General features: G+C 35.6%; 20 protein-coding genes. 5 read left to right on the top strand and 15 right to left on the bottom strand.

All coding sequences use genetic code 11. The annotated features are described in order from the left end of the window. Nucleotides 1-2: 2 nt before the first annotated feature. From IW16_RS01650 to IW16_RS01630, 5 genes are read left to right on the top strand one after another with little or no spacing between them, the layout of a single operon-like run. Nucleotides 3-239, top strand: a complete 237-nt coding sequence (locus tag IW16_RS01650) for an acyl carrier protein (RefSeq protein WP_034739028.1) — start codon at nucleotides 3-5, stop codon at nucleotides 237-239. After that, nucleotides 239-637 (top strand): MaoC/PaaZ C-terminal domain-containing protein, encoded by a 399-nt coding sequence (locus IW16_RS01645; RefSeq protein ID WP_051889841.1) that lies wholly within the window; start codon nucleotides 239-241, stop codon nucleotides 635-637. Before IW16_RS01650 ends, IW16_RS01645 begins: the two co-directional genes overlap by 1 nt. Continuing rightward, complete coding sequence (locus tag IW16_RS01640; RefSeq protein ID WP_034739026.1) at nucleotides 634-1347, top strand: SDR family NAD(P)-dependent oxidoreductase; 714 nt, start codon at nucleotides 634-636, stop codon at nucleotides 1345-1347. Before IW16_RS01645 ends, IW16_RS01640 begins: the two co-directional genes overlap by 4 nt. 21 nt (nucleotides 1348-1368) lie before the next feature. Next, nucleotides 1369-2784 carry an MBOAT family O-acyltransferase gene (locus IW16_RS01635; protein WP_034739024.1) on the top strand — a complete coding sequence of 472 codons (1416 nt, stop codon included), beginning with the start codon at nucleotides 1369-1371 and terminating at the stop codon, nucleotides 2782-2784. Nucleotide 2785: 1 nt separating this feature from the next. Next, complete coding sequence (locus tag IW16_RS01630) at nucleotides 2786-3712, top strand: hypothetical protein (protein WP_228376894.1); 927 nt, start codon at nucleotides 2786-2788, stop codon at nucleotides 3710-3712. Here the strand turns inward: IW16_RS01630 and IW16_RS01625 are convergent. From IW16_RS01625 to IW16_RS01555, 15 genes are all read right to left on the bottom strand, one after another. Continuing rightward, entirely contained in the window at nucleotides 3704-4645 is a 942-nt protein-coding gene (locus IW16_RS01625; protein WP_034739022.1) for a glycosyltransferase family 2 protein, read from the bottom strand. The genes IW16_RS01630 and IW16_RS01625 overlap by 9 nt on opposite strands. Before the next feature lie 90 nt (nucleotides 4646-4735). Then, the gene (locus IW16_RS01620; RefSeq protein WP_228376893.1) at nucleotides 4736-5686 is read right to left on the bottom strand and encodes a glycosyltransferase family 2 protein; all 951 of its coding nucleotides are present in this window, start codon (nucleotides 5684-5686) and stop codon (nucleotides 4736-4738) included. Nucleotides 5687-5732: 46 nt separating this feature from the next. After that, nucleotides 5733-6731, bottom strand: coding sequence for an acyltransferase family protein (locus tag IW16_RS01615; protein WP_084694479.1), 999 nt, complete (start codon nucleotides 6729-6731; stop codon nucleotides 5733-5735). Further along, nucleotides 6728-7666, bottom strand: a complete 939-nt coding sequence (locus IW16_RS01610; RefSeq protein ID WP_034739015.1) for a glycosyltransferase family 2 protein — start codon at nucleotides 7664-7666, stop codon at nucleotides 6728-6730. The genes IW16_RS01615 and IW16_RS01610 overlap by 4 nt, the downstream gene beginning before the upstream one ends. Next, nucleotides 7666-9462 (bottom strand): asparagine synthase (glutamine-hydrolyzing), encoded by a 1797-nt coding sequence (asnB, locus tag IW16_RS01605; RefSeq protein WP_034739013.1) that lies wholly within the window; start codon nucleotides 9460-9462, stop codon nucleotides 7666-7668. The genes IW16_RS01610 and asnB overlap by 1 nt, the downstream gene beginning before the upstream one ends. A 5-nt stretch (nucleotides 9463-9467) precedes the next feature. Further along, complete coding sequence (locus tag IW16_RS01600) at nucleotides 9468-11045, bottom strand: hypothetical protein (RefSeq protein WP_034739011.1); 1578 nt, start codon at nucleotides 11043-11045, stop codon at nucleotides 9468-9470. Next, nucleotides 11042-11845 carry a class I SAM-dependent methyltransferase gene (locus IW16_RS25535; RefSeq protein ID WP_084694478.1) on the bottom strand — a complete coding sequence of 268 codons (804 nt, stop codon included), beginning with the start codon at nucleotides 11843-11845 and terminating at the stop codon, nucleotides 11042-11044. Before IW16_RS25535 ends, IW16_RS01600 begins: the two co-directional genes overlap by 4 nt. A gap of 22 nt (nucleotides 11846-11867) precedes the next feature. Continuing rightward, nucleotides 11868-12989, bottom strand: a complete 1122-nt coding sequence (rffA, locus tag IW16_RS01590) for a dTDP-4-amino-4,6-dideoxygalactose transaminase (protein WP_034739009.1) — start codon at nucleotides 12987-12989, stop codon at nucleotides 11868-11870. Further along, nucleotides 12976-13665, bottom strand: coding sequence for a GNAT family N-acetyltransferase (locus tag IW16_RS01585; RefSeq protein WP_165571945.1), 690 nt, complete (start codon nucleotides 13663-13665; stop codon nucleotides 12976-12978). Before IW16_RS01585 ends, rffA begins: the two co-directional genes overlap by 14 nt. Further along, the gene (locus IW16_RS01580) at nucleotides 13655-14572 is read right to left on the bottom strand and encodes a glycosyltransferase family 2 protein (RefSeq protein ID WP_034739005.1); all 918 of its coding nucleotides are present in this window, start codon (nucleotides 14570-14572) and stop codon (nucleotides 13655-13657) included. Before IW16_RS01580 ends, IW16_RS01585 begins: the two co-directional genes overlap by 11 nt. Before the next feature lie 83 nt (nucleotides 14573-14655). Further along, entirely contained in the window at nucleotides 14656-15576 is a 921-nt protein-coding gene (locus IW16_RS01575) for a glycosyltransferase (RefSeq protein WP_034739003.1), read from the bottom strand. A gap of 6 nt (nucleotides 15577-15582) precedes the next feature. Beyond that, the gene (locus IW16_RS01570) at nucleotides 15583-16251 is read right to left on the bottom strand and encodes an NAD-dependent epimerase/dehydratase family protein (protein ID WP_034739001.1); all 669 of its coding nucleotides are present in this window, start codon (nucleotides 16249-16251) and stop codon (nucleotides 15583-15585) included. 86 nt (nucleotides 16252-16337) lie between these two features. Continuing rightward, complete coding sequence (locus tag IW16_RS25530; protein WP_051889837.1) at nucleotides 16338-17270, bottom strand: glycosyltransferase; 933 nt, start codon at nucleotides 17268-17270, stop codon at nucleotides 16338-16340. 3 nt (nucleotides 17271-17273) lie between these two features. Further along, a complete protein-coding gene (locus tag IW16_RS01560; protein ID WP_051889835.1) occupies nucleotides 17274-18143 on the bottom strand; it encodes a glycosyltransferase family 2 protein in 870 nt (289 codons plus the stop codon). A gap of 1 nt (nucleotide 18144) precedes the next feature. Continuing rightward, complete coding sequence (locus tag IW16_RS01555) at nucleotides 18145-19041, bottom strand: glycosyltransferase family 2 protein (RefSeq protein WP_034738999.1); 897 nt, start codon at nucleotides 19039-19041, stop codon at nucleotides 18145-18147. Between the last annotated feature and the right edge of the window lie 7 nt (nucleotides 19042-19048).

The following is a 19048-nucleotide window of genomic DNA, read 5'->3' as shown; positions in this document are numbered from 1 at the left end:
TTATGAACAAAGATGAAATTTTAGCAAAGCTTACAGGTATTTTTCATGACGAATTGGATAACGATACCATAGTATTAAGTTTTGAAACAACGGCAGATGATATAGAAGAATGGGATTCTCTTTCTCATATTCAGCTTATTGTAGCGGTGGAAAAAGCTTTTGGAGTACGCTTTACGTCGTCAGAAATCCAAAGCTGGAATAATGTAGGGGAAATGATAGACTGTATATTGACCAAGTAATGATACTTCAGGAAAATCAGGCTTTTACGCATCAGTTCAAAGTAGATGACCGTATTTACAACGGTTTTATCTCTGTTTTTGAAGACCGTAATGCTTTGCATACCGATGAGGTATTTGCAAAAAATAAAGGTTTTCAGTCAAAAGTCATGCATGGCAATATTCTGAACGGTTTTCTATCTTATTTTATTGGGGAGCTTCTTCCAACTGAAGAGGTGATGATTCTTTCACAGACCATCAATTTCAAAAATCCGGTATATCTGGATGATGTTTTGAATTTTGAAGCGGTTGTTACAGATCAGTCGGAGGCCGTCCAGGTGAATACATTGAGCTTTAAATTTATAAATGCTGACCTTAAAACGGTAGCTTCAGGTAAAATACAAATTAAAGAATTCCAGTGAAAAAAGTTGTTTTGACCGGAGGTTCATCCGGAATTGGTAAGGAGATTAATCTTTTTCTTTTGGAAAAAGGATATGAAGTTTTGTTTACGTACTGTCATTCGGAAGATTCTGCCCGCGAAATTGAGAATAATTTTTCTGGAGCAAAAGCATTTCAGATCGATTTCACATCAGAAGGTCAAATGGAGGCTTTTCTGTCGGAAATAGAGACTTTTGATCCGGATATTCTAATCAATAATTATTACAGCGGTACATTTATTGGAACTTATTTCCATAAAACAGAAGCTGAAAAAATCTTTGAAGATTTTAGAAATAATGTGATGCCTGCTCTTCAGGTTACCCAGAAATGTATCAGTACATTCAGAAAGAAAAAGCTTGGAAGAATTATCAATATCCTGTCATCATCAATGGTTTCTCCGGCGATCGGAACTTCTGTATATAATTCCAACAAGGCCTATCTCCTTCAGATGAGCAAAAGCTGGGCATTGGAAAATGTAAAATTCGGCATTACCTGCAATTCAGTCTCTCCATCTTTTATTCCTACAGATTTCCATAAAGATATGGACGAAAGAATGAAGGAAATGATTGCCTCAGGCTATCCGCTGAAAGATAAGCTCGAAGGCGGGGATGTTGCCACTATCATAGAACTCTGCATTAATGGCGGAAAACATTTTAACGGAAACCATCTTTTTGTGGATGCTTCCCACTATTAATGATATTTTAAACAAAGATCAATGCAGTTTACCTCTATTGCTTTTTTCCTTTTTTTTATAGCCGTTTTCGGTCTTTACTGGCTGGTATGCAAAAAGAATCTGAAACTGCAGAATATCCTGTTATTAGTTTCCAGCTATATTTTTTATGGTTTCTGGGACTGGAGATTTATGGCTCTTTTGGCCGGAAGTTCTGCGGTAACCTATTATTTGGGGCTTAAAATTGGTGAAAGCCAGGGCAGAGCGAAGAAGATTTATATCAACTCAGGTCTGATTTTAGCCATTGGAACGCTTTTCTATTTTAAATATTTTGGATTTTTTGTTGAGTCCTTTGCAGAACTGTTCAGTATTCAAAACAAACTTACCCTTCACATTATTTTGCCTTTGGGAATCAGTTTTTATACCTTCAGGATGGTAAGTTATTTTCTTGATATTAAGAATAATAAGCTGAAACCTGAAAAAGATGCTTTGGCTCTTTTCAATTATATTGCTTTCTTTCCGAGCATGACCTCAGGTCCAATTGATAAAGGAGGATTATTGCTCCCTCAGTTAAAAAAAGAAAGAGTTTTCACAGCAGAAGCTGGTGCAGACGCTGCAAGACAGATTTTGTACGGGGCATTTAAAAAACTGGTTGTAGCAAACAGTATCACACCCATTACTCAAAACATTTTCCAAAACTATGAGCATCTGTCGGGGAGTACGGTTGCACTGGGAGCTGTTCTGTTTCTTTTTGAACTGTATGCTGATTTTTCGGGATATTCGGATATGGCAGTAGGTTTTGCAAGACTCCTTGGATTTAAAATTACCAAAAACTTTGCATTTCCACTTTTTGCACAGAATATTGCAGAATACTGGAGGAAGTGGCATATCTCGCTTACTTCCTGGCTTACAGAATATGTCTTTACACCCTTAGTGATCCAGTTCAGAGATCACGGGAAAAGAGGTCTTATTGCGGCTATTATTCTCAACTTTGTGCTGATTGGGGCATGGCATGGTCCAAGATTTACCTTCGTGCTTTTTGGACTGCTTCACGGACTTTATTATATTCCATTGATTGTAAAGGATAAACTGAACAAAAAGAAAAAAATTGCGGGGAATTTTCCTACCATTAAAGAAGTGGGAAACATGGTATTGACAATGTTGATGGTATGTTTTGCATTAGTACTTTTTGCAGCTCCGGATCTCAAAAGTGCTTTGGGAATGTATGGCAGAATTTTCAGCTTTTCTTTGTTTACAATCCCTCAGTTTATCAAAATTAAAATTTTAGGGTTAATAGGAATTGTTATTTTAATCGACTGGATCAATAAGGATCAGGAACACGGCCTTGATATCAAGCGGTTTCGTCCTCTTTTGAGAAGGGCCTTTTATGTTTTTCTGATCTTTATCATCATGTATTACGGAGTGTTTTCCAACGGCAGCTATATCTACGAACAGTTTTAATATGGGAAAGTTTTTATTTAAAATATCATTCTATATCATCGGGATTGTTGCTGTCCTGTTATTTTTGGGCTCTTATGCTGATGGTAATACGGATGACAATTACATGCATTTTGCTGTTGAAAAGCCGCAGAATATTATCTTGGGAGATTCAAGAGGAGTACAGGGAGTTGTTCCAGAGGTGTTGAAACAAAAATTATCAGTTCCCTTTGATAATTTTTCACTGAATATTGTACAGTCTCCTTATGGAGAAATTTATCTCAAAGCTTTAAAAAGAAAGCTGGATCCGGACACTAAAAATGGCATTTTCATTCTAACGGTGAATCCCTGGAATCTGGCACTGAGGAATATTGTGAAAAAGGCAGAGGACTTTCCTGAAGAGAGTTCGCCGTTCAGGAACATGTATTTTTATAATATGTCTCCCAATTATGAGTATCTTCTGAAAAATCTAAACAAAAGCTGGTTTAGAATATATCTTGACAGGGAAGCTGTAGGAAGGTCAAATACCTTTCTTCACAAAGACGGTTGGATGGAAGTCAATATTGATATGAACAAAGACTCTATCGCGGCAAGAACGGCTCAGAAAACTCAGGAGTATAAAGATATGCTGAATGGTTATACACTGTCTGAGAAACGGATGAAAGCTCTGAATGAGATCATAGACTATCTACAGCCTAAAGGGACAGTATACCTGGTTCGCATTCCTACTTCTAAAAACATTACAGCTCTTGAAAATGAAAGATTTCCGGAATTCAACGGACTGATGAGAGAGCTCTCCGGGAAAAAGCAGATAAAATTTTATGACTTTTCTAACCGTCCTGATGATTATGTTTATACAGACGGAAATCATATGTATAAAGAATCCAGTAAAGTACTTAGTTCACAAATCGCAGATTCTATTATAGCAGCAGACCGAAAAAAATCAAAATAAGCGCTTTCTGAAATTAATATTATAAAGCCCCGAACGGATGCTCTTATAATCTGTGATCAGATATTTCAGAATCATTCCCCATTTTTTCACGGTAGGTGCATTACCAATCTGAAAGCTTTGATACATCCTTCTGATATGTTGTCTTACATTATCGGGTATTTTTTGTTCATGACTGGCCCATGTGTACACTTCTTTCCATAACAAAACCCTGGTACTGGCGGGATTTATTTTTTTAGAATCTACCTGAGTAATGCGGTTATTTTCATGAACCCCTCTTATAGCAACAGCTTCATCCAGAATTCCGGGATAAAGATCCAGATAGAAGGAGAGCCGGAAAAAAAATTCAGTATCCTGGTGCAGCCTGAGATTTGTTCTGAATAAAACCTGCATTTTTTTCATGAGTGACTCACGACGGATCGTCAGCGTATCAATGGTAAAAAGCCCGAAACTTCCGAGCATATAGATTTGTCCAAGAAAAACATCTTTTGGACTGTGTCTTTTATAAACAGTAGTAAGCTTGTCCTCAAATAAATTGTAATACTGCTCCTTTGCTCTTTGTGAGTAGTAATGTACACCAAGGGCACCGTAAACACCTTCTACTTCAGGGTTTTTGAAAAGTTCTTTTTCTGCATCAAATCGGTTGGGAAGGAAATAATCATCTGCGTCAAGGAAAGCAATGAAATCTCCTGTAGATTTTTCTATTCCCAAATTTCTGCTGGGACCTGCTCCATGGTTTTCCTTATCCGGATGCTGATAGAGCTGCACTCTGCTGTGTTTTTCGGCAAGCTGTATACATATTTGGAGTGCATTATCCGGGGATTTGTCTTCTATCAGGATCACCTCATGCACTTCATCAAATTGCAGTGCTGATTCTACGGCCTGAGAAACAAATTTTTCAGCATTATAAACGGGGATTATTACTGAGATTTTCATTTTATTATTGAAATTTTCAATGGCAAATATAGCGAAGTATAATTTTTGATATGTGTTTTATTTTCATTATGTTAGGTAGTGTGTATTATGTTAAGGAATTAAAGAACGTTTAAAATTAACATTATACAAACCGGATCTTATACTTCTGTAATCGGTGATCAAATATTTGATTACCATTCCCCATTTTTTCAAAGTGGGAGCTTTGGCAATTTCAAAACTGCGCAGCATTCTTTTTATGTGGATTTTAGCTTCCTCAGGAATAGAGTCTTCAGTCTGCGCCCAATTATCAATTTCTTTCCATAATAAAGTTCTGGAGATCGCGGGATCTACCACTCGGGTATCCACTTTGGTTATTCTGTTATGCTCATGAACTCCCCGGATGGCAACCGCTCTATCAATGCTTCCCGGATACAGATCAAGGTAGTAAGAAAGACGAAGCAGAAATTCGGTATCTTCATGAAGTTTCAAATGGCTTTTAAAAAGGATATCCATTTTTTTAATCAGAGATTCTCTGCGGAGAGTAAGTGTATCAATGCTGAACAGACCAAAGGTACCAAGCATGTGGATCTGTCCGTAAAAAACATCTTTAGGACTATGCTTTTTGTACACTGTAGTAAGTTTATCCATGAATACTCTGTAATATTGCTCTCTGGCTTTTTCAGAATAATAATGTACACCAAGGGCGCCGTAAACACCCTCTACTTCAGGATTTTTGAAAAGCTCTTTCTCTGCATCAAAGCGGTTAGGGAGAAAATAATCATCAGCATCCAGAAAAGCCAGAAAATCACCGGAAGCCTTTTCCATACCAAGATTTCTGCTGACACTGGCACCATGGTTCCCTTTGTCGGAATGTTGAAAAAATTTTACTCTGTCGTGTTTTTCTGCAAGCCCAATGCATATTTGGAGAGCATTGTCTGGAGATTGGTCTTCCACCAAAATCACTTCATATACTTCTTCAAACTGAAGGGCAGATTCTACAGCATGAGAAACGAATTTCTCTGCATTATAAACGGGAATTATTACGGATATTTTCATCTTCATCTGTCTGTTAATTAAATTACAGTTGTGTTTTTATACTATATTTAGCCTAAGCTTTTAATTTTATTTTTAAATATTCGGTTATTTTTTTCTCTACGAAATAATATAAAAATGCTGCGAAACCAATTACGATAATAATTTTTACTATAAAGTAGGGAATATTAAGATAGCCATCCACTTTGAATTTTCGAAAGAAAAGCTCTACAAAAGGATGTGAAAGATATAATGAGTAAGAGATGTCTCCTAAGAAAATCAAAAACCGATTTCCTTTAAAATGAAAGGTGTAGTCAAACAGCAAAAAAGAGAAAACAAATAGTGAAACGATCAATAGTATCCACAAGGTATCGGACACATGAATAATATTGAATAAAATAGCTGTAAACGATAAAATACCAATGCTGGAAAGCACCGTTGCCCAGTTTCTATTGACGGAAACCTTATTCAGTAAAAGGGCAAACATTATACCTATCACAAAATATAAGTTCATTGGGCTGGTAACCATCTGCAGGTAGGCACTTGATGGAGGATACATAAGTCCTGTGATATAACTTAAAGTAAAAAATGCTATGATAAAAGTATATCGTGTCTTTCTAAAAAGTAACGACAAACCGAATATCAGATAAAAGAACATTTCGTAATTGAGAGACCACCCCAAATAAAGGACTGGAAATGTGTTTTTTTGTGGAAGAAAAAAGACTGAATGGATAAACCTTTTAAAGCCTTCTCCATGAAAGTAAAGCATCAGGCTGCCTCCTATAATCATCCAGGCTGCGGAAAGCAGAAAATAAAGCGGAACAATTCTGATGATTCGACGTTTATAAAATAAAATAATCTCTTTGGTCGTATTAATGCTGAAATCCTTTTTCAGAGTCGTAAAGGCCATGATAAACCCACTGATTACAAAAAAGATACTGACTCCTATGCTGCCTCTTCTGAACAAAATATCTCCAAGAGGAAATCCCTCAAAATTGAGATATGCTGAGAAATGAAAACAGCACACTAGAAGGGCCGATATCCCTCTTAATATCTGTAGGTTATTGAGTTTCATGAGTGGGTATAAGTGAATCGGTATTTTGTTTTCAGAATCTTTGGATTTCTGACTATTGCCATGAAAATTGCCGCTGTTTTTGAAAATCCCTTTTTTACAGAAAGTTCAAAAGCTTTTTTCTGAAGATCAATGTGCTGAGCTGCATCATGATCTATTTTGTTTTGTTTTGACCATTCATATAAAGAGTTCCAAAAAAGAAACTGTCTTTCGTTATACTGCGGAGAATATTTGACGATCTTGGTTATTCTGTTGTCATCGTGAATACCTCTCACGCCGGTTGCCACATCTATAATTCCCGACTTCAGGTAAGAGTGGTAAGCCAGTTTAATAATAAAATCTGAATCCTGGTGAACACGCAGAATTTCATTAAATTTTAACTTGTTTTTTTGTAGAGTTGATTTTCTTACGGTAAGCGCATTAAGGTGAAAAAAGGTGCCGAAAGTTTTAGGTGTTAAACCTAAAAGTCCTTTAAATACGTCTTGCCCTTCAGCTGGATAATTAACTGTAGTAAGAGAAGCATTATTAAATTTAGACTGAAATTCCTGCTTACCTTTTTCGGTTAAATACTCAATGGAAACAGCACCGAAAACACCTTCAACCTTTGAGTCGCCAAATATTTTCTTTTCTGCTTCAAATCTATTGGGAAGATAGTAATCATCAGCATCAAGAAAGGCAATGAAGCTCCCTGATGATTTTTCGATACCCAGATTTCTTGTGGCAGCAGCTCCGTGATTTCCTTTGTCAGGATGTTGAAACAGTTTTATTCTGGTATATTGGTCTGCTAATTTTTGGCAGATTTCCAGTGAATTATCCGTAGATTGATCTTCGGCCAAAATGATTTCTTTTACTTCGTCAAACTGCAATGCAGAAGCCACAGATTTTTCTAAAAATTCCGAAGCGTTATATACGGGGATGATTACGGAAATATCAAGCATTATAATACAGATTGGTTGTTATGGGCCCAAAGAGCAAGTTGAAGAAGATTCCAGTGTTTATGGTCTTTGACAAGAAATTTTTGAGCGGCATCGAAATCAACGTAATTGAAAATTTTCTGATCGCGGTTTTTAAGAAGGTCATCGGAAAGTTTGACCAGATTATCTTCGGAAAACCAGCTTTTGACGCTCATTCCGAAACCTTGTTTATGACGTTTTCTTATCGTTTCTGTCCAATAGCTTCCCATCGTTTCCCGCAGAATGATTTTATCATGATCATCTGTCAGTTTGAGTTGATCAGGCAATTGAATACAGAATTCGGCAAAATCCAGGTCAAGGAACGGTGTTCTCACTTCCAGAGAATTGGCCATAGCCATTCTATCGGACTTCACCATCATATTTCCAGGTACATAATGTTCCAGATCCACTCTCATAATATCATTTAACGAATCAGGATTTGGATTGAAACTATAGCCTTGCTTATAATCGGATGTCAATCCCAGTAGATTCCGTTCTTCTTTACTGAAGTCATTTCTTACATAATTAAGATGAAAATCCAGAATGGAGGAGAATTTTATATTCTGCTGGGTAAGAAAGGAGGTTTGTCTTGCCTTTTGATACAGCTTCAGTCCAAATTGGGCTATGATATTTCTATAGCTGAAATGATTTTTTAATTTATTTTCGACAGTATAGAAATGATAACCTCCGAACAGCTCGTCACCTACATCTCCTGAAAGGGCTACAGTAAGACTTTTCTTTGCATTTCTGCAGATCTCGTAATGCGGAAGATAAGAAGTGTCAGCAAAAGGTTCGTCTAAGAATGGAGATATTTTGAGTAATGATTCTGCCAGATCACCCTTCTGCTCGTGTACTTCGCGGTGATTGGTATTGTATTTATCTGCAATTTCCTTTGCAAATTTAAGTTCGCTGTCTTTGTGATCATATCCAAAGCTGATGGTGGTCTGGTGTGGCAGAAATTCATCCACCAAAGCTACTATAGACGAAGAATCTAAACCTCCGCTTAGGAAGCTTCCCACTTCTACATCTGCAATGAGCTGTTTTTTGACTGCATTTTTAAGAAGATACATAAATTCTTCTTTAGCATCAGAGAGACTGAGTACCCTGTCTTTCGAAGGAAGACTGTAATACCTTGAAACTGTAACTTTGCCACTTTGCCACGTCAGTTGATGAGCAGGAGGGAGTGTGAAAATATTACTGTAAATACTTTGGTATGTACTTACATAGCCGTACTGCAGATAATGAGCGACAGCATCCGTACTTACTTTTGGCTGGATAAGTCCGGAAGCTAAAATAGCCTTTATTTCTGACGCGAAAATAAATTCATTGTTATTTCCTATCGCGTAGTAGAAAGGCTTTTCGCCAAAACGGTCTCTTGCACAGAAAAGCTGTTTCTTCTGATCGTCCCAGATGGCAAAGGCAAACATTCCGGGAAGGTCGTGGATGAGGTTTTCCTGCTTTCTCTGATACATGGCCAGAATTACTTCTGTGTCTGAACTTCCATGATAAGGATATTCTGCATAATTCTTTTTGATATCCAGGTATCCATAGATTTCGCCATTAAGAACAATGCATTCATTCTTTGTATTGGAAAACATCGGTTGTTTACCATTGTCAGAAAGATCTATGATTGAGAGCCTCCGATGGCCTAACGCAGCATTGTCGTAAAATTCATAGTGCGAAGAATCAGGACCACGATGGATCATAGAATCCGTCATTTTCTGAATTTCTTCCTGATAGTTTCTTGCATTGTCAGCAATAATTCCGGCTATTCCACACATGTATTTTATTTTTTTTGATAATTTGACGGAAGGTATAATGTAAATCTTCCTGCTTTTACTATTTTAAATTTTTCCGGATGCTCTACAAATTGTAGAGGTACAATTTCTTTAGACTGGAAAGGATAGTCATTACTTTCGAGATAAATACAGTTATCTGGTTTTTTATGTTCCTTTTCCAGAATAAATTTAACGTAATCTTTTAAAGTAAAATAATAATAAATGGGTGGCTTTGCCTTTAAAATATATAAATAACCCATCAGTTGATTATGTGAATAAATAACGTCTTCCTGATTTTGAAGATAAGGGCGAAGGTCTTCAATATCTTTTTTCCTTTCTTTATCTATAAACAGGTTATATCCACTGATCTGAATTTTTTCCGTCTGTTCTGTAAAAATGAAATTTTTCCAGCCTCTTTCCGTCAGTATATTGGGGAAAACCAAATATTGATAAACAAAAAGAACCACTAAAACAGCATATACTTTTACTTTATAAATGGATAAAATAATAATCGCCAGAGCAAGATACAGGTAGATATTATATAAGGTACCTCTTACTTCAAAGTAGGCTCCCGATCCAAAAGAAAGTCCGAAAGGAATCAGAGAAAAAACAACAAGCATTGTTTTCTTTTCAATACTTACATCTTCCAGAAAATATCTGTAAATAAGGACTGCCAAAAGAACGTAATTGATATAAACTGAAGAATAGAAAAGGAATGAGATAACAAAGACAAATCCCAAAAATATCAGGATGTAGTTGGTGTGTTGGATCTTATTCTTTGAAAATTTATGTAAATATCCGATGAGCAGTAAAGTAGGGACAAATATAAATCCTGTCACTTTTAAAATCCACAATATATAAAATCTTTTGGGATGCTGTTTGGTGTGGAATTGTTTGTAATATTTGATCCATTCAAATTGCGAAATAAATTTTGAAAAGCTTTCAATAAACATGAAGTAGAAAGCAATCCCCAACAAACCTCCTGCGATCATGTAAAAGAGTACTCTTTTGTCTTTCTTCCAAAAATTAAATAATAAAAAGGCTGTAATTGGAATAATTACGATGGTATGCGGAATGCCGTTAAACAGTAGTATTCCCAGGCAAAATCCGGAGATAATAAGGGGAATTAATTTATTGTAAATGAGGTAAGCCAATAGCAGTGTTAAGGAAAGATTGATGAGTATTGTATTACCAATATACTGATGCAAAACGATATTACTGATTCCCCAGCTTAGAAAATTAATTGTAATTCCAAGAAAACTAATTAAAAAAGGATTGACTTTAAGTTGGTAATATTTACTTGCAAAGAAGTAGAGGAGGAACGTAGAAGTGTTTAATAAAATATAAGTTGTTACTCTGAACTGATATATATTTTCGGTATAAAGAAATTTGAAAATTCTGTAAAAATTGGTAGAGTCTATGGTGGGTAAACTGTCATGATTTCTATAATGGAAGAGATAGAAAGCTTCATCGTTAAAAATGAAACCTTTATCGAGATTTGAATAAACAATATACCCCATAAATACTGAGCCAATAACAATAATCCAGCTTAGTATATTTGCATATTTGAATTGAAATTTTTTCATGAATTATTTTTTTGAGCCCAAATACTAAATCCGGATGCTACATTTTTACTCATCGGATAGAACTGAAAAATAACATCTAAAAACTTAATAGGAAAGGTAATAACCATAAAAAGTAAATAAAGAATGGTATGAAGAGGTTTGATTCCAAAAGAAAAAACCAGAGCAAACCACTCCTGAACAACCCAAAGCATACCTGATGTAGGACCAATGGGTTTCAATTTTAAAATATCAAATTCTCTGAACTGATGTTTCATTCCTTCAAAAGTAAACCTTTGGAAGTCATATGGTGATGCATGAAAAGGCTGCATAAACGGGATGAAACAATAAATTTTCCCTCCTGGTTTTAAAATTCTGTTAATTTCTGAAATTACTTTTTGAGGATTTGGAACGTGTTCCAGAACAGCAATATTGATGATATAATCAACCGAATTATCTTTAAACGGAATATTCTCAATATCGCAGATTATATCTACATTTTGGTAAGGAAGAAGGTCTACATTCAAAAGGTCATCGCCAAAATCTGAATTTCCACTTCCAAGATTTAAAGCGACTACATTTTTTCCTTTGATCTCGTTTCGGATGATACGTTTTGCATCAAAAAAAGGTTGGGGATAAACAGGACTGATGATCTCAATGAGAGCACTGTATATTTTATTGAATTTCTTTATTTTATACTTTATTTTATCAAGAAAATCTGTTACAACTTCTTCCTGAACCGGAATGAAAATATATTTTCCGTTTTTTAACTGATATTCGTCTTTAAATATGTCTTTGTCTATATCTTTCATCGTTGTGTTCATGATTTCTCACTATGAAATTATACTATTCATTAATGATGTTGATTATGTTTTGTTGCTCAATTTCTGTCAGTTCAAAATAGAAGGGGAGTCTTAATAGGCATTCTTCAAAATGATCAGAGTTGGGAAGTTCTCTGTTACCGTGCTTTTTTGTATAGAATTCACTTTTGTGTAAAGAAAGATAGTGAAATACTGCCAAGACATTATTTTCTTTCAATTTTTTAATAAGTGTTGTTCTCGCGTCTAAATCTTTACAAACAATATAAAACATGTGTGCATTGTTGGTCGCATATTCCGGAATGACTGGCAATGAGATGTTTTTGTTGCCTTTTAGCCCTTCATAATAGCGGTTCCAGATTGCCCGCCTCTTTTCCTGAATATCATCTATATTTTCTAACTGTGCCCAAAGAAAAGCCGAAATGATCTCACTTGGAAGAAAGGAAGATCCGGTATCTACCCATCCGTACTTATTAATTTCGCCACGGAAAAACATAGAACGGTTGGTCCCTTTTTCCCAAATAATTTCTGCCCTGTTAATGAATCGCTCATCATTAATGGTCAACATTCCGCCCTCTCCTGAAATAATGTTTTTTGTTTCATGAAAAGAAAATGCTCCCAGGTGGCCAATACTTCCCAATGCTTTTTTTGTTCCGTCTTTGAAGGTATAATAACTGTCAATTGCCTGAGCGGCATCTTCAATAACGATGAGGTTGTGTTTTTGGGCAATTTCAAGAATTTTTTCCATGTCACATGCAATTCCTGCATAGTGAACCACCACTATGGCTTTGGTTTTATCTGTGATTAAACTCTCAATTTTGTCCGCATCAATATTGGGATTGTCAGAATATGAGTCTGCGAAAATAATGTTGGCATTTTGTCTTATAAAAGCAAGAGCCGATGATACAAAAGTATAACTTGGAACGATGATTTCGTCTCCTGACTGTATGTCTGCAAGGATGGCACACATCTCCAGAGCGTCTGTACAGGATGTCGTAAGCAGAACTCTTTTAAAACCGTATTTTTCCTCAAAAAAGGTGTGGCATTTTTGTGTAAACATTCCATTCCCGGAAATTTTCCCGGTAGCTACAGCTTCTTCAATATATTTTGTTTCTTTTCCTGTAAGATATGGTTTATTAAAGGGAATCATCTTTCCAATAGTGTTTTATAATTATTTCATCTTTTATGGTATAGCCTTGTTTTTTATAAAAACCACAGGCCTGGATATTTTCTTTTTGAGTGGGAATCTCCAAATGCGTCATTTCATTTTTAACACAAAAGCTTTCCACTTTATCCAGTAATTTTTTACCGAAGCCTTTGCCCTGAAAATTAGGGTGTGTGGCAATTAATCCGATTTTTCCGAGGCGTTCATATTGTTGAAGGGTTACAAAGCCTATTGCTTTTCCATCTTCTTCGATATAAAATATTTTTAAAGCAAATTTCTTATTGAGACTGTTAATGACCCACATATCATATAATTCTCGGAATTTTTCTTCACCAAATTTTTCATCTAGTAAAAACCTGCTTTTTTTTCCGCTTTCGTAAGCTAATTCCTTGAAATAGTCTGCATTTCTTTCATCTGTATCTGTATTTTTTACCATCGCAAAATCCTGATGGTGGTGCAGATTTAAAGCTTTGATAAAATTAAGTTTTGTCTCTGTAAAAGAAAGCTGATACCCATTTAATCCGAAATCAAATGCGAAAGGTTGTTTTACAACAATCAGATCATAATCTTCAGTGTCTATATATTCTTCTTTGCCAACAGTAATATCTCCAATTTTTTTTTTGAAAAAATCGCTGTCCCACTGTAAAAAATTAATTTTCATAAGCTTCATCAATTATAAAGACAGGTCTTTTTTTGGTTTGGTTAAAAGTCTTTCCAAGGTAAATTCCTACAATTCCGATACAGCTGATTATAACACCTGATAAAAACCAAATGGATAATATTAATGAGCTGAAACCGGGTTCAGTGATTTTTCCTTCAAAATATCTGATGGCAAAAAAAGCTGCAACCAAAATAGACAAAAAGGAAATGGCAGCACCAAAGCCAACGAAGATTTTCAAAGGCTTATCCGAAAACGAGACGATCACGTTGAAAGCAAGTGAAATAAGTCTTGAGAGGGTGTATGAAGATTTTCCATCTTCTCTGGAACTGTGCTCAACAGAAACACTTGTTGACTTGTATCCCACCCAGTTCACAAACAATGGGAAAAATTTGATATTATCGTTAATATTTAACACAGATTGGATCACTTTTTTATGATAAACTCCAAAATTAGCAATCTCATTATTGATCTCAATTCCTGCGAGATAATTAAAAACCTTATAAAATATTTTAGAGCTCCATCTTTTAAAGAAAGAGTCTATTCTGATTTCTCTCCTTGCTAAAACGACCTCATAACCTTCAAGAGCCTTATGATAAAGTTTTTCGATTTCTTTAGGCTGATCCTGCAAATCGCAATCCATGACAACAACCCATTCACCCGTTGCTTTGCTGAGCCCAGCCATAATAGCGGGATGCTGACCAAAGTTTCGGCTTAATCTGTATATTTTAAGATTTTTATTTTTTTCGGCAAGGCTTTTCATGACGTCCCAAGAGTGGTCTGGACTTCGATCATCTATAAGGATAATTTCATAGTCGATACCCATCTTTTCACAGACTCTGTCGATTTCGGAGACTAAAGAGGGAAGTGTTTTTTCTGCACGATAAACAGGACTAACTATACTAATCATGAATTATTGGGAATAATAAATTTTTTTCAAAGATATAAATAAACAATATAGCTTTGCCGGATTATAAAAATAATCCTTTTTACTTATATATTAAGGAAACAGTTTCTTTCTTTCGTTAATTTTTCTTTTATTTTTAACAGTTCAGAAGTGTTTTTGGTTATACTTTTATAACGTTTATAATGCTTTTTGCAGGTTTCTATGTTGCCCGTAAGAAAGTTTTTTACAATACTTTGGAGCAGAGCTTTCTTTTCCTGTTGTAAAGAGTTAGGATAACTGGGGTTTAAAATCTTGGTCTCAATACTTAGATCCTTATATTTAGTATAATCTATTTTGTCTAAAAACTGCTTTCCATCATGTACGGCTTTACTGCCTGGGACAAGAATTATTTTCTTTTTATGGAAGTGAAGTCTGTTTACATATTCATTGTCTTCACCATAATGAAAGAAAAAAGGATTGAATCCTCCTACAATTTCTATGGTTTTCTTGGGTATAAACCAATGCGCGGCATTTACAAAAACAAGCTCATAATATGGGCTTAATGTCTGGAAATAGAGATCGGAAATAAGTCTGGTTGTATCACAGTTTTGGGCGATGTATTTATCTAAAAATATATCCATTTTTTTTTCTGTACCATCTGTGTGAACGGGGCTTATAATTCCAATTTCTTCCTTCTCAGAGCTGTCACTATATACCTGAAGCATAGTTGCGATCGTGTTAGGATAAATCCAGGCATCCTGATTCATGAGGTAAAAAAAATCAGCTCCTTCTTTATATGCTTTTTCTATTCCAAGATTATTGGCTTTTCCAAAACCTAAATTTTCGGCAGACTGCATAAAATCGATTTCGGGAAAATGGGTTTTAATATATTCCTGAGTTCCGTCTGTGGATCCATTGTCTATAACAACACATTTTACAGGAACTGAAGAATGCCTTAAACTGGTAAAGCACCTTTCTGCCCATTTCATGGCGTTGTACGTAACAATAATAATGTGAATATTAAACATATTAATTTAAATATACTTTTGGGTTAAAGTTTCCAGGTATTCTGCCGGCTGTATTCCTGAGAAAAAAGCAGTGATATCTTTATCAAAATCTATCTTATAAAAATCACCTTCGTCTGTTTCTGAAAAATGAGCCTTTTTATGGGCCTTTTTTTCTATTGCATTGACGATCTCTTTCAAGTCATAATAATATGGAAAGGCCAGGTTAATCGTTTTGTTTTGTATATCCAGACAGTGAGAGCCAAGAAAGCGGGAGATATCTTCAATGTCCAAAAGCAGCCTTCTCGCTTTTAGGTGAAGCGTAAATTTGCTGTTACTATTGATTTGGGCCGCGAGGAAATTAAAAAGGGTATTTGGGTTTCCGCCTTTTCCTACGATATTGCCTATTCTTAGAATTAGGAAATGATCAGAAAAGGTTGTTATATAGTCCTCGATTGCTTTTTTATGGAGGACATACGGACTGTTTTGTTTAGATTGATCATGAATGCTTAGGGTAGAAAAATAAATTAGTTTTCTATTCTTATTTTCTTCAATTGCAGATTTCAGAAGAGAAAATTCCCTTTCAAATTCTGAAGGTCTTGTTTCCAGTGAATTGGAGACTCCTGAAGCAAAGAAGACGGTATCGTCCGCGTCATAAGATTTTACAGCGTTGGCTATAATACCATTTCCAATAATCATGTGTTAAGTGTTTTCAATTAATTGTGTCTCATTAAAATTGCTATATCATGCACTTCGCCTGTGAAGCTTAAAATCAGCAATGCTATTTATTTCAGGTAATCAAATATATGAAAATAGTATGTCATTTTTATTTGGTTGACAAGACGATCAGGAAGGGAAAGCTTTTGAAGATAATCTTTATATTTCTGATGACAGTATTGTATATAACCGGCATCAAGATTTTTATCAAGGTTCAATCCAACGACGGCTTTTTTCACGAAAGAATATCTTCGGAATATGTTGAAAAGATCGTCTCGTGACAATGTTTTTACTGCAGAATCATCGAATTCAGAAAATGCTTTATATCCAATATTCTGCTTGGGATGTATGCGGTATTCTCCTAAAACAGTTTTTTCAATCCATAAAGAATTTTGATTGGCGGCAATAAGGAGAAGTTCATAATCATGAATGATCACCGGATTTACTCTTTTTAAAGGTAAATGAGCTTTAAGAAATGTATTTCTGACAGCCATACTCATTCCCGGAAATACATTTCCTTCGTATAGAAGCCTTTTGATCAGATCACCCGGTGGTGTGAATTTTTCAGGATCGAAATTTTCTATCTGCCAATATACCATTTCCTTTTCTTGAGCATTTTTTAAAGACTCTCCAAACAGACTGATATTATGACCGATAACATTAATGTTCTTATGGTTTTCAAAAATCTCGGTGATAACTTCAATTTTATTATTGTGCCAGCGGTCATCCTGATCGCAGAGAAGTACAATGTCACCTGAGCACAGGCTCATAGCTTTTTCAAAATTACTTATATAACCCAGGTTTTCAGGATTTTGATAAGCTTTGATCAACCCTGGATATTGTTCGGTATAACCTGAAATGATTGGCCAGGTATCATCCGTGGAACCATCATCACAGAGAATGATCTCAGATACCGGTTGGGTCTGGTTCAGAATGCTGTCCAGCTGTTCGGCAATATAGGCATGTCCATTATAGGTGCAAAGTGCTACAGATGAGGTCATAGTCTATTTCTTGTTTTTTTTCTGGAAAAGATTGTAATAATATCTTTTCAGGGCAAGATAGCTTGAAATTGCTTTGCCTCCCGTAATTTTATTAAATTCACTTCTTTGTTGTATGAATTGGGTAGAGCGCACTTCTATGATATGATAGACAAGTTTATCATGGATTTCATCACCGTATAATTTTTTCAGTATCGGGAATATTTTGATTCTCTGTTGAAGTATTTTATATAAATCAGATGACATACTGCTGTTGTTATCTTCTTTACGGTAATGTGCCAGTGGTTCATTGATGAGAAGTACTTCCGGATTGTTCTGAGTGATATAGATCCACATCAGCCAGTCTTCACAGCTTTTTAAGGTAATGTCAAACCGGAAACCTTCAAGAAGTTTTCTCGAAATAAGGGCACAGTGAATAGGGATACTGAATTTCAGATCCCAACCCAATACTATTCCTTCAAATGAAAGGAAATTCTGTTCAACGCGGTTATATCCGGGATGCTGTGTATGGTTTTTGTAGATTGTAAACTGGCTTACTGCCAATGGATATTCCTTAGTTCCGGAAAGACTTTTTGAGAATTTTTCCCGGTGTATCATGTCATCCGAATCTAAAAACTGAATATATTCTCCTGAAGCCTTTTCAAGTCCGGCATTTCTTGCGGAAGACAGTCCTCCGTTTTTTTTCGATATATATATGAATCGTTTGTCTTTTTCTGTCCACTTGATTGCTGTTTCCTCTGTCTGGTCTGTAGAACCATCATTAACGATGATACATTCCCAGTCCTGAAAGGTTTGATCCAGGACAGACTGCAGGCACTCGTCCAGATAGACAGCCTGATTATAGCAGGGAACGATGACAGAAATTTTAGGATTCATCTTAAATGATTTTATTTAAAAGTTTATAAAAGAAGACCGGGAGTCTGTTTTGTATAGCAAGATCCAGTCTTTTTACCCGAAAAGGATATTGATGGTAAGCACTCTTATATTCAGAAGGAAGTTGTAGGTCTGAGAAATAATATTTCTGGGTCAGCCCGTTCACTCTTTCTTTGACCAATCCTTCTTTATCAAATGTCATTTGCAGAAGGGTAGTCTCTATTTCGATTTTTTCTTTTCTAATCTTGGAAATGTTTTCGGCATGCATCCGGTAATAGGCAAGCTTCTCCGGAATGTAGGCAATTAAATATTTTTCACTGATTTTCAACCAGCGATAGTAGTCGTCCACAATAAATTTTGTGTCATATGCCCCGGTTTCCTTTAAAGCTTCCGTTCTTAATAATACTGTCAGAGCCGGAATTCTATTGCCTTTGATCAATTCTTTTCTGAAGATATACGGATCTACATTTCCTAACGCATCATAATCAGCAATATCACCTATAATCAGACTGTCATTATCTATTGTATGTGTATTGGTAAAGACCATACCGTATTCGTTATCTAAACTTTCCAGTTTACGAACAGATTTTTCGATAGCTTCGGGATGAAGAAAATCATCTGCTGCAATGAGTTTAATATATTTTCCTTTGGCGAGAGCAATACATTCATTAAGCATCGCAGCCACTCCGGTATTTTGGGTATGGAAATTTTTTTCTGCAGAAAATGAATTCGTCTGCAGCCATTGCTTAATAACTTCAGCCGAGAGGTCAGGTGAAGCGTCATCACCTACAATTAACTGAATGTTTTTGTAAGTTTGATTTTTTATACTGTCCAGACTTTCCTTAACAAACTTTGAATGGTTATAGGAAATGACTATGACGGTTACTAACGGCTGCTCCATTGCTATG

The sequence above is a fragment of the Chryseobacterium vrystaatense genome, from assembly GCF_000737765.1.
Taxonomy (GTDB): Bacteria; Bacteroidota; Bacteroidia; order Flavobacteriales; family Weeksellaceae; genus Chryseobacterium; species Chryseobacterium vrystaatense.
This window is presented reverse-complemented; position numbering and strand designations above follow the sequence as displayed.